At 56.8% G+C, this 11,652-nt stretch carries 11 protein-coding genes; 6 read left to right on the forward strand and 5 right to left on the reverse strand.

Annotation, left to right across the window (positions count from 1 at the left end; translation table 11 throughout):
• Positions 1 to 236: 236 nt before the first annotated feature.
• Positions 237 to 701: a hypothetical protein gene (locus WCA53_RS20525; RefSeq protein ID WP_423914958.1), complete on the reverse strand. Its 465-nt coding sequence runs from the start codon at positions 699 to 701 to the stop codon at positions 237 to 239.
• Between the two features lie 452 nt (positions 702 to 1,153).
• On the opposite strand from WCA53_RS20525, the gene WCA53_RS20530 reads away from it, so the two are divergent.
• Positions 1,154 to 1,450 carry a hypothetical protein gene (locus WCA53_RS20530; protein WP_423914960.1) on the forward strand — a complete coding sequence of 99 codons (297 nt, stop codon included), beginning with the start codon at positions 1,154 to 1,156 and terminating at the stop codon, positions 1,448 to 1,450.
• Positions 1,451 to 1,737: 287 nt separating this feature from the next.
• On the opposite strand, the gene thpR is transcribed toward WCA53_RS20530, so the two are convergent.
• Both thpR and WCA53_RS20540 read right to left on the reverse strand, forming a co-directional pair.
• Complete coding sequence (thpR, locus tag WCA53_RS20535) at positions 1,738 to 2,310, reverse strand: RNA 2',3'-cyclic phosphodiesterase (RefSeq protein ID WP_423914962.1); 573 nt, start codon at positions 2,308 to 2,310, stop codon at positions 1,738 to 1,740.
• A gap of 61 nt (positions 2,311 to 2,371) precedes the next feature.
• Positions 2,372 to 2,650, reverse strand: coding sequence for a hypothetical protein (locus tag WCA53_RS20540; protein WP_423914965.1), 279 nt, complete (start codon positions 2,648 to 2,650; stop codon positions 2,372 to 2,374).
• A gap of 480 nt (positions 2,651 to 3,130) precedes the next feature.
• On the opposite strand from WCA53_RS20540, the gene WCA53_RS20545 reads away from it, so the two are divergent.
• A complete protein-coding gene (locus WCA53_RS20545; RefSeq protein ID WP_423914967.1) occupies positions 3,131 to 3,592 on the forward strand; it encodes a zinc-finger-containing protein in 462 nt (153 codons plus the stop codon).
• Positions 3,593 to 4,285: 693 nt separating this feature from the next.
• Here the strand turns inward: WCA53_RS20545 and trfA are convergent.
• On the reverse strand, positions 4,286 to 5,260 hold the full coding sequence (gene trfA, locus WCA53_RS20550) for a plasmid replication initiator TrfA (protein WP_423914969.1): 975 nt from the start codon (positions 5,258 to 5,260) through the stop codon (positions 4,286 to 4,288).
• Positions 5,261 to 5,346: 86 nt separating this feature from the next.
• On the opposite strand from trfA, the gene WCA53_RS20555 reads away from it, so the two are divergent.
• Complete coding sequence (locus WCA53_RS20555) at positions 5,347 to 6,516, forward strand: AAA family ATPase (RefSeq protein ID WP_423914971.1); 1,170 nt, start codon at positions 5,347 to 5,349, stop codon at positions 6,514 to 6,516.
• A 13-nt stretch (positions 6,517 to 6,529) separates the two neighbouring features.
• Positions 6,530 to 7,489, forward strand: a complete 960-nt coding sequence (locus WCA53_RS20560; RefSeq protein ID WP_423914973.1) for a ParB/RepB/Spo0J family partition protein — start codon at positions 6,530 to 6,532, stop codon at positions 7,487 to 7,489.
• 812 nt (positions 7,490 to 8,301) lie between these two features.
• Here WCA53_RS20560 and WCA53_RS20565 read toward each other — a convergent pair.
• The gene (locus tag WCA53_RS20565) at positions 8,302 to 8,805 is read right to left on the reverse strand and encodes a zinc ribbon domain-containing protein (RefSeq protein ID WP_423914976.1); all 504 of its coding nucleotides are present in this window, start codon (positions 8,803 to 8,805) and stop codon (positions 8,302 to 8,304) included.
• 508 nt (positions 8,806 to 9,313) lie between these two features.
• On the opposite strand from WCA53_RS20565, the gene WCA53_RS20570 reads away from it, so the two are divergent.
• The gene (locus WCA53_RS20570; protein ID WP_423914978.1) at positions 9,314 to 9,517 is read left to right on the forward strand and encodes a cold-shock protein; all 204 of its coding nucleotides are present in this window, start codon (positions 9,314 to 9,316) and stop codon (positions 9,515 to 9,517) included.
• 1,393 nt (positions 9,518 to 10,910) lie between these two features.
• Positions 10,911 to 11,636 (forward strand): CBS domain-containing protein, encoded by a 726-nt coding sequence (locus tag WCA53_RS20575; RefSeq protein WP_423914980.1) that lies wholly within the window; start codon positions 10,911 to 10,913, stop codon positions 11,634 to 11,636.
• Positions 11,637 to 11,652: the final 16 nt, after the last annotated feature.

The raw sequence follows: 11,652 nt of genomic DNA on the forward strand, positions 1-11,652 counted from the left end.
TCGACTAGCGCCGACCGAGGCTGCCGCCTTGGCGGCCGGGCCTCCGTCGGTTCGTCCTCGTGGACGTCAATGCGTCAGACGGTTAGTTGCATATTTTCGGGCAACGCATCACTTCAACCCGAGTCGAACCGTTTAACGCTCGCGCACGTCACTGCGCGAACGTCTAGCCCCACCCCGTCTCTGCACCCAGTCGCGGTCGAGATGCCGGCGCGGCGTTTCACCCTGTCACCCGCCGCTTAGCGTATCCCGGGCAATCCATCCAATAGCTGGACTGTCGCGTAGTCTTGCACGAGCTTTTCAAAACCGCGCACAACATCCGCCTCCATTTCCCGAATCCCCTTTTCCCCGTGCAAATACGATTTGCCCGTGGCATTGAATCGCCGATTGAAATAGTCGCTCACTTCATCAATCTTTTCAGGGTTGGCCGCGTCGGTGTAGAGCACCGTTCGAGGAGACGCGACATCGTAGAACAGGTTGTGTTTCCATTTGGGCACGAACGAGACAGGCTTCGTCTCCGTGATTAAAAACGAGCCGACGAGTTGTAACCGACCCCTTTTCCCCTTCGGCGTCACAAATGTCCAGACCTTGCGTGGCAGGCGTTCCTTGAGTTGTTCAAGCACCGCTCCGTCAGAGCCGAGCGTACCCACACGTCCCTCCTTCACATCAAGCGCGAAGTCCCTCCAGTGATAGAAAATATCCACGTCTCTCCTAGCTGTTAATCAATCCAAAAATGGGCCTCCCGCCAAAATTTCCGACGGAGAATTTCCGACCCATTCTAACGTCCGTGATGGCGCTCGTTTTGCATACCTGCGCGGCAACCATCGGATGCTCTCCTGTGCCCTCACCTATTGTCGTCATCGATGACGCGACGGCCAAGGCGAATCGAGCGTCTTGGCGTTCCTGCGTATCCGCAGCGCTGAGAGCGTCAGAAAGGCTTAGGTTTCGGTCGGATCACTCACCCGTACAGCGGCATCGCACCGGGCTCGGGCAACTCGGAACCCTATCGTAGAAGGCAGAAAGCGCACCTTGCGATGCAGCAACGACCTCCGGTTCGCAACTCCTTCAATGACCGGCTGATTCCCCGCCGCATTTGCGTCTAGCTCTCGCTGCCGGGATCGTTCATGCTCATAGTTGTCACATCGAGGAGCCCGTCATGGACATGAACTGCGACACCCTCCAAGCCCAACTCGCCATGCTATTGCGCGATCAGCCCCGTGGCGTGACCGCGGACCTCACCGATTTCGCCGTAGCGTACTGGGACGGCGACCAGGTCGCTGGTGTGTACCTGCGCGACAACGGTCACCTGGACGAGGCGTTTGAGCTCGATGGAACCGGTTTTCAGCACTGGCACGACGAGATTGCCGCGTGGCTGGCTAATCCGTGTTACACAGCCCGGCCGGAGTTGCTTGAGCGGCGCAAGGAACGGCCGCCGTTCGAGGCTCGCGTGTAATAGCCGGCTCACGATCGAGCAATGGCTTTGCCGGTCATGCGGACGCCCCGCGTCTCATACGGCCGTGCGACGCGCCTCGTACACGACGCCGTGGTGCTTGGGCGCGACGCTATGGCGAAGGAAGGGGTCGAACGGTGGCTGGACCCGCGCGTCGAAGAGGACGCGATTCGCCCGGGTGTTGCAGACCCAATGCTGAACAGCACGCTCGGGCGATGGAGGCTCTTTCGTGCTTGGTCGGCTCGACATTACGCCTGGAGGCTGCACGTCGCGGGCGGCACGACGCACGGTCAGGATTCACGTTGGGACAAGAGCGGCCACCGCGCAAGCGGAACATACTTGGATCGGCCGAGTTGGCTATGCACGAGGACGAACTCTTCTACGGGCCAATCGACAACCTCTACAACCCGATCGGCGACAGAACGGCTGTCGTAAAGCAGGGTCACGTGCGGCGTGTAGTCCGTATTCCACTGACTCCCTAGTCCGACCACCTCCAATGCCTTGCCAAGATCCCGATGAAGCCGATTAAGCGCGGCGACACCGTCGCTTCCAAGCATTACCAATGGCAAGCTGCGCCGCTTGCCGGAGAAAGTTTTCGCACGGTCGAACACTACATTGAACCGCGGCAGTGCGACGGCGGCGGCCGCTTCACTCGCTCTCGCGACGATCTCCGGCGGCAAACCGGCGTAGTCACCGAGGAAAAACAAGGTGACGTGCAGGCGGCTCGTTGGCAGCAGCTTGCCTTGCAGGCCGTGTTCGACGCGCAGCCGATCCGCCACTTGCGCAATGCGTGCACAGGCGTGCTGGTTCGGAAAGATCGCGAAGAACAGGCGGTCTGCGACAGGTTCATGACGTCTGGACATCGCTGGGAAACCTCATGCCTTGGGGCGAGATCTGTGGCCCGGGGTAATAACGGTGCAAGCTCTATGCTACATGCGGGCGCAGGCGAAGTCGCTCGCCCTGCCGCGCATCGGTGGGCGTTAATGATGGCTTCGAGCGTTTTCCTTCGATCCCTGCGATGGCACCCGGCATCGACTCCATCGTAGCTACTGGCACTAGTCGTGGTTCTGTCGAGATAAGGCGACGGATGCGAATGAAATCTATGTGATCAGGATTACTGATATTAATATTGAGCGGAACTGCTGCACGGTAAATAGCGCAAGCTTGGCTGAGTTTCATCTCTGCTTTGGTGATCATATGCATGTCTACGGTCGCCTCACGGTTGCGAACGAATTTCGCTCGCTGTGGCACCGAAGGAGCGCAGAGGGTTGAGATCGATCAGCGACCCGGATCAGGATGGATCTTCGAATCGGTCATTCGTGCTTCATTCTCCAGACCTGTGCTCCACTTGCGCCGACGCGCAGTAATTGGACTCTCTATCAGGCTGTTGCACCGAAAGCACCAAAATAAGTTGCGCAGGATGTAGATAAGGGTTTATACTTATTTCGTCTCCTCCATGTCTCCACTGATATGGATTATGCCCGCCATCATGAGCGGGCTTTTTTTCGTCTATAGTCGGCTGCGTGGTTCCGGCACGACTGCCCTGCCAACCAGGTCGCAATTTTTTCCTGCGTAGCTTGGCATTGGGATTCGGAAAACTTGCTGCGTCACAGGCTGAACTGCTCAGACCTGCAGGCGTTATGCCTTTTGCTATATTTCGGTTTTCCAAACTTCCTTCGACTTATGCGCGTCGGCCGCCCCGTCCCACTTGCGCCGCAGCCTGTCTGCGAATACTGCGGTGCCAACGCCAAATTGACGCGGTTCGGCGATGAGCCGTACCCTTACCGCGATGATCACGGCCCGCTTTGGGTGTGCACGCCGTGCCAGGCATGGATTGGCGTTTTTGCGCGTAGCGCCCGCAACGTTCCGCTCGGACGACTCGCCAACGCAGAACTGCGCGAGTGGAAGGGCAAGCTTCATTCAGCGCTCGAGCCAATGGCCGAGGGGAAGGTGCGGCGTGATGGCGGCAAGATATTTGCCGCCCGGGCCAAGGGATACAAATGGCTCGCGGGCCTTCTGAGCATCGACGAACAAAAATGCTCCATCCACTTGCTCGATGTCGACCAGTGTAAGGCCGCGGTAGCGATCATCGCGCGCTTCGAGCTTGAACGCCGTTCGGGGCATGGTTCGGACAGCGCTACGTAGATTCACGGCGCCTGTCGCGAGGGGGATAGACCTGCGACATGAGCGCTGGTCACGGTCTATGTCAGAGGCTTGGCTAGCATCGCATGTTATTGCGGCCCAGTGTCGCAATCACCGCGGCGTCAACAGCGTGTCCAGTTGCGTGTGGCCGATAGGTTCCCCGCGGGAGGCGCGCGGAGAGTGATCGTTTTAGCGGCCAAGGGGTTTGGGTTTGATCGCACTTTATTTTTATAAAATCGCGAAGCGAGCTTAAGAAGTTCTTGAAACCTTCTTAAAACCTTCTAGCACGCTTCGTCGACCCGATATTGTTCTATAAAATCAAGGAGATGGCGGAAGCGTCGGTGAGCATTTGACTCATCTGGGTGTCCATTTGACTGGCCGCAGTGATCAATTGACTGGATCAGGTGACCATCGGACTGAATGTGGTGAGCATTTGACTGAGGCCTGTGTGGATAACGATGGGAATCGTTCGATAGGGTGTGACTGCGCGTCGATTTGTGTGAATCGCGGCAGGTTTGCAGGAAAGTGGGCTGTTCGGGAGGCCAAGTTGGGTGGTCGGTGAGTATTTGACTTGATTATCAGGCAGCAACGGGGGATTTGTAGCGATCATTAAAGTCAAATACGCACCAAGGCTTTTGGCCGGTGGTGAGTATTTGACTCGGATTTTGGGTTGTGCGCGGCGGGAAACTGGCTGGCTTAATCGGTAGCCGCGACGCTGGGGCCTTCAGCGGTGATCATTTGACTGCGAACGACCTTGACCTTATCGGTATCGTCGATCTGCCACGAAGATAGAAATCCCACTTCGGCGAGACGTACGAGGGCCGCCTTGATAGCGCGACGAAAGAACTTGATCTCGGCCATTCGCGATCCGCAAAGTTTGTGGATCGTTTCGACTTTCATTGGATACGGGTTTTGGTTCGTGGAATAGAACGCGTGAAGCCATTTCTCCAGCGGCGACAATTGGGCGCGGATCTTCCAGTCGATGCGAGTGTAGTCACCCGGCTTGAGCTGAGCCGCGACCTCCGTATTGATCTGGACCTTCCAGAACGTGACTTCGTCGAAGCTGCCTTCCTGTGCCCCGGCGTATTTCAGGAGGAGCGGGCCGCCATACACGACCGGTACGCTCGTTTTAGTGCGCGCACGCGTCACCTCAAGGGCACACGCGGTCAGACGCCGTATTGTTTCCCTCAATTCCAGGAGACTGCGCGAATTCTGCGTCCATCCGAGCAGTTTGATGAGCGCGCGCGCGTCGAATTCCACCCATTCCTGGCGACTATCAACGGTAATGCCGCGTGATAGATGGAGAATTTGGAGGTAGACGTCATAGTCGCGCTGCCGCAGTTCTTCGCCCGTATACGTAATCCGGATGTGCTCGAGTGCATAGATGGGCTTGGCCTTCAAGTCCATGCGTGCGTCTCTCTGGCCGCATGTGAAAAGCGCGGAACGGACGAGGTCGTGAAGAACCGGGCGATGCTCTTCTGACCACAATGGAATCTGCACTCGCGTAGGGGCGCGAGGTGTTTCTGTCGGCGCCGTTTTGCGATGGGCCATCGACTTTTCCAGCCGCGCGACGATATCCAGCGCCGTTTCCCTCGGCGCGATCGCTGCGTCGCCTCGAGTTTCTCCGAAAAACTCTGGCGAGATAAGGCTGGACGTCTTCTTTAAACTCATTTGGCTTTGATAGGTGCTCGTGATCGAGTATTCTAGTGTCGATTACTTTTTAAAGCCACAACAACAATTTTTGATCGGATTGATTAATGATAGATCCTCTACGCAATGGCTACACAATCAGCGACATTGAGGACCAAGCGAACCGGGTTGCGGACGTTGTCGAGCGAGTCCGAAATAGTATCTTTTCGCCTGACTACCTCAAAAAAGCACCGACCTTTTCGGTGACTCAACTCGCTGCGCTGTGCCGGATCGATCGCAGTGCGCTGATGAGGCGGGTCGCTAAAGGCGATCTTCCTGCAGGAAAGGAAATTAACAAAGCCAAGCGAGATTTTACGCTTGCCGAGGCACGGTTATGGGCTCGCGCATATGGACGGTCTTATATGCGCAAGCCCGGTGACCGTGCGGTGGTCGTGACAACGGGCAACAGCAAAGGCGGCGTCAGTAAAACCACGACGACGATGTGCATGGCGCAGGGTTTGTCGCTATTGGGTTATCGGGTGCTGTGTATCGATCTCGACCCGCAGGGATCGCTCACGAGTCTTTGCGGATATCTTCCCGACACGCAAGTACAGGAGGAGGATACGGTTCTTCCGCTTTGCGCAGGCGATCAGACTTCGCTTCGTTACGCGATCAAACCAACGTACTGGGACGGATTGGACGTTGTGGGTTGCAGCCCAGTAGCGTTTGCCGCGGAGTTTCACATCCCGAGCCGGCAATCAAAGCGCGAACCTGGATTTCGTTTCTACGATGTGCTCAACAAAGGATTGGAAGATCTCCGTGCGGAATACGACGTGGTTCTTATCGATACCTCCCCTACCCTCTCGTATTTGTCGCTGAACGCATTTTTCGCCGCAGACGGATTGATCATGCCTATTCCTCCCCGTGGAATGGACTTCGCGAGCTCAAGTCAGTTCTGGACATTATTCTCGGGATTGGCGACATCGATTGCGGAACAAGCCGGCGGCGAAAAGGTTTGGAAATTTATAAATGTGTTGCTGTGCATGACCGAGGGCCAGGGTAACGTGAATGAAAGTGTCGTGCGGGAATGGGTCAAGGTCGCATACGGGGACAAGCTGATGACTGGCGAGATTCCAAAGACGGTTGTATCGAGTTCATCTGGGACCAAATTCTCGACGGTCTACGACATCACAAAATATACGGGCAGCGCGAAAACATATCAAACGGCGCGCGTTGCTTACGACGCGGCAATCGATCAGGTCGAGGCGCAGATTCGCCGCGTCTGGGCAACGGACTAACGGAGATTGAAGGATGACGAGCAAGAAAGAAGAGGCGCTTCGATTGGCCGCTGCGGCACTTGATCCTGAGATGTTGCCGCGGTTTGAACGCAGGGCGCCGCGTGTTGCAATGAATGCTGTCACGGACTTTACGGGCGAGCTCGGCAAGGTCGAGAAGGATCTGGCTGATACGCAGCAAAAGCTCGCATTGTATGAAGGTTCACTTCCAACCCGTAAGCTTCGGCCGGAATTGGTCAAACCGTCCAGGTTCGCGAACCGTACGGAAAGTTCGTTCGCTGGGGCTTCGTTCGAGGCGTTCAAACAGGAAATCGCAAGTGCCGGTGTGAATGTCCAGCCGATCAAAGTTCGGTCGTTGAGCGACGGCACGTTTGAGATTGTGTTTGGCCATCGACGTCATCGTGCATGTCTTGATCTTGGACTTGAGGTGCTGGCGCTTATCCAGGAAGGAATGTCGGATAAGGCGTTGTTTGAGGAAATGAGCCGTGAGAACGAACAACGGAAAGATCTATCAGCCTACGAACTGGCGCTCCATTACAAGCGAGGGATAGACCTTAAGCTTTACAAGAACTGGTCTGAGATCGCCGCTGTGCTGGGAAAAACCAAGGGCCTGGTGAGTCGGTATAGCGCGCTCGCAGAACTGCCGAAAGCGGTGGTTGATGCATTTGGCTCGCCCAATGACATTCAGCCGAAATGGGCTGAGCGGCTTCGGAAGGTGATCGAGGCGGACGCGGGGGCGGTGTTGCAGGCGGCAAGTAGTGTGAAGGGGAAGGGGATGTCGGCGCGGTCGGTATTCAACGCCCTTGTTAATGAGCGCGCGGATGAGTTCACCCGGGTGAACTATTCGGCCGGTGTATGGACCGAGTCGGCACAGCGGGTTTCGATTGAGATTGATAAGACACTCTTACCGGCCGAAGCTTTGGAAGCACTTCGCGATTTCGTGTCGTCGTTGTTGAAGACAAGTTCACCCGGGTGAACTCTGGTCTTGTCGTTGCGTTGGTCTTCCTAAGTCCGATCTTGAAGGTGGAGCGCGTAGGCGGAAACGACGCGACCCCACCGACAAATGCTGATTGCTCCCACTCCCACTCCCGGCACTTGCGCGTCCTGCGCTCCGCACCCAAAGCCGATAAAACATTCGGCGTTTGTCCGGCAACGCGTAGCAGGTGAGGGCGCCCGACGCTGGCGATGATGGAATCATCACTGCGATCAAGCGCGGCTACTGCCAGATGCAGCAGGAGTTCGTAGCGCCCGAACTGGTTTCTCGCGATTTGATCGTCGCGCCGGCGAGGACTACGCGGCGCCTGATGTGCGTAGAGGACGAGAGACGCAAATTTAAACCCAGCTACAGCCCTCTATAAATCCTTGCTCGCGGACAATGACAGCATCTAAACCCCTGAACTGACCGAGCGGTCAGCCAGCGCAAGAATCAAACGGACTCAATCAGTGTTGCCGAGCTTCTGCACGGCGTCGTGCGGCCGTTTCGATGGACTTCGCGAACGCGGCTGCAAGATGCGGCTGATTCCATGCTTGCGTGCGAACTCGATTAAAGGGCGATGTCATTTAGGGAAAAATTCTGACCGCCACTGTGCGGCCCCGATCGCAACGCGTGAGGCGAGTGGCAGCCCGTCCGTGTCGCGGATGCGCGGATTGATGCGACAGGCCGGGTGCATGAGGCGACGCCGATAACCCGGAATGGAAACGATTTCCAAGGCGTCGCCGTAATGTCCATCGGCTCCCGGCTCCCGGCTCCCGGCTGACGGCGGGTACCTACGGCGAGCCGGATCGATTTCATGCGGAGAAGGGGGCCTTGCTTCGACAGGTTGCCCGACTGCGCCATCCACACGCAAACAAGCGCTGTCCGCGCTCCAAAACATCGATAGCACCGACGTGGTCGTCGTAGGCCGTACGGACGCAAAGTAGGCACGCGAAAAATGCCCGCGTCTCGCGGTTTTCCCTAGCTATATGGCCGCAGCGCGGGCGCGTCTGGCTTGTATAGGCCACAGAAACCGCGACCGTGAAGTCACCTCGCCATGTCGTTTTGGATTCGAACTGGCGCCGGAATTCGAACCAGCCCTGATCCAGAATGGCCTTGTTAAGGCGCAACTTCTGAACCACCTTCTTACCCGGCACTTCGACGATACCCGATGACGATTTCGACCTGCCGTCGACCTGCAGATCTTCGATACATACGAGCGCGTGCCTTTTAATGATCGTTGCAGAAATTTTATGAAGAAAGTCATGCGAGCGTTCGCGATGCCGGGGTGAATCTTTTGGACACACGCTTTTGCCCACTTCCAGTTGTCGCTGAATCTGGTTTTTCGCGACATGCGACGCTGATATTTTGCGATACGTACGGCGCGCCTCTTCAGCGCATTGATCGGGGCAACATGCGAGATGCGCCAAAGCATACAATTTGCTTACACTTAATAAAGCGCAATGTCTCACGCTGGATTTGCCCGATCCGATCGAGGCGATCCGTTTTGAATGGACCAGACAGGGCTCAGGACTCACTGCCAGTGATACGCAGCAGTACCTCAAGCACCTGAACACGGTACGAGGTGCTCAATCGCCAAGCGGGGATTGAGTCCCGCCATGATCCGACGGTTGAATCAGGGACTGCAGATTCCGTCGAAAGTGCTGATCGCGCGAGCTTCACGGGAGGATTTTGTGCCGATTTGACCTGGAAATTGGCGGCAAGAGCGGTTGTCGTGTCCCGAACATCGGCTCATCATATGTATCCGCGGCGCACTCGCGCTCGGCAACCGCCGTTCGTCCGGCAAACTCAGTACAGGAAAAAATGATGGCAACTGGCACAGTCAAGTGGTTCAACGATGCGAAGGGCTTTGGTTTCATTACGCCGGACGAGGGCGGTGACGATCTGTTCGCGCATTTCTCGGAAATCCGATCAGAGGGATTCAAGAGCCTCGCGGAAGGGCAGAAGGTGACCTACGAGGCGAAGATGGGGCCCAAGGGCAAACAGGCGTCGAACATTCAACCGGCATAAAGCGGCAGTAACGGCGGTCCTGGAGGATCGCCGTACCAAACGTCATGCATCAAATCAAAGCTTCGATGAGTTTTTAACGCTTCGCACACCAGGCAGTCACGGACTGACACGCGTGGAACATCGATAAGCAGTTGTTCATGCCAACAACTTCTTTCAAATCATAGCGTTATGATTGTTTCATTAGATTGTTTCACGCCTAATCCCTGCGCCGGTTGAGACAGCAGCGGCGCAAAACGGCAAAAATCCTCAAATCACGGTTAACAACGTCATGCGCTTAAGAAGCGTATCGAACGTTACGTATTTCATTGAATATCGTACAACGACGTTGTCGGTGATCGTACTCGTACTCACACTCGGCCATTTTCGCGCTCGCGGAACAATGCCAGGACTCGCTTCGGGCGGCCGGTCATCAACCAACTGACTGGGGACGCGTTGAAACGCTCCGTCGCCTCGTGGAATTTTGCGATTCGCATGGCGGCAGTGGGCGGCGCTCAACGCAGCGAATCGGTCCCTATCTTTTCCTCGATCCGCGTCCGGGCAGAACAACGGCGCCTGCCAGATGACGCGGCCCATTGCTGTGCAGACGACGATACATCTCGAATGCGCCCATGCATCTAAACGGTCGCACGCCAAGACAAGCGTCGAGATTCGCAACGCCGTGCTTCCAAATACCCCCTCGGACGATGACGCTCGCGGACTGCCTTGCATTGAAGGGGCCGCGCGGGTCGCACGTATTATTTATGCGTCCGGCACCCTCACGGTTCGTTGAACTGTTCAAGCAGACCGGGAGCGGCCCCTATTCGCTGGTTGCACCGATTCATGATGGGTGTCGGACGCATAAGTACGGCGGCCTCACCCAGGTCGCCGGCTTGGCGCGCGCGTTAGCCGATGAAGGCATCGCCGTGTGGAACATCGAATATCGGGGTATGGGTGACAGTGGTTGGAAGCTTACTTTGATATACGTCATCGGTTGATACATCTGCCGTGTTTTTTGATTCGTCTGGGACCACAATGTCATGAGGACCGTTTCCCGGGAGCGACAGGGTCTCGCCATTTACGCCTCGCGTCCCGGATCTGCGAGGCGGAAGGGGGCGGCAAGCCTATCGGCGAATTGAAGGCCACAAGCCCGACATTGCGCGGGCTTGTACGAGGGCTTCGAACTACTCGGGTTCGTTGCGAGGCCTGCGCTTAATCCATTCGTTATGCTAATGGAATAGTCAGCGTCGCCACGTATCGCGATGCACGGGGCTGCCTTCCGCCATCTGAAGGCGTCGAACGACGTCGCCGCGCGAACCGCAAAGGCGGGCGTCTGGGGGTTGCATCACCGTTCATCAGGTTGAGGGTCGAGCGAATTTTCCGGCGTAACGCCCTGCCGGAACGAAACGGGCGGATCATGGATTCAGATCAGATCTTTAAGGAGAAGGACATGCGAGCGCGCGACATCATGACACGAGCCGTCATTACGGTGCAGCCTGAAACGCCGGTCCGCGAGGCCGCAAGGTTATTCGCGGAAAATAACATTAGCGGCGCTCCCGTCGTAGATGACGAAGGCCGCTTGCTTGGCATTATTAGTGAGGGCGACTTGCTTCATAGGCGCGAAACCGGCACCGAAACCCGCCGGCGCTCGTGGTGGCTCGATTTGTTTGCTTCGAACCGAGATCTCGCCACAACGTATATCAAGGAAAACGCGCGCCTGGTGAAGGACGTCATGACCACCGACGTGATTTCCGTGGCTGAGCTTACGCCCATCAACGAAGTCGCGGACCTCATGGAGCGGCGGCGAATCAAGCGCGTTCCAGTGCTGTACGACGGGCAGCTTCTCGGGATCATTAGCCGGGCGAATCTGGTCAAGGCAGTGGCGAGCGCGCCTCAGGGAACTGACGTGGCGGCGCTCGATGCGGATGAGGCGATTCGCGATGCAGTGATCCTCGAGCTTCGAGGTCATCGGTGGGCGGCACCCACCGAGAACGTTATCGTGATCGACGGTGTCGTTCACCTGTGGGCTATCGTCAAATCCGCTGAGCAAGCGCGAGCCATGTGCGTAGCGGCCGAAAAGGTGCCCGGCGTAAAGGGTGTCGAAGACCATACAGGTTTTCCCGTGGTGATTGCGCCTATGTGACCCGAGGGTACTATAG

It is taken from the genome of Caballeronia sp., from assembly GCF_049581465.1.
GTDB lineage: Bacteria > Pseudomonadota > Gammaproteobacteria > Burkholderiales > Burkholderiaceae > Caballeronia.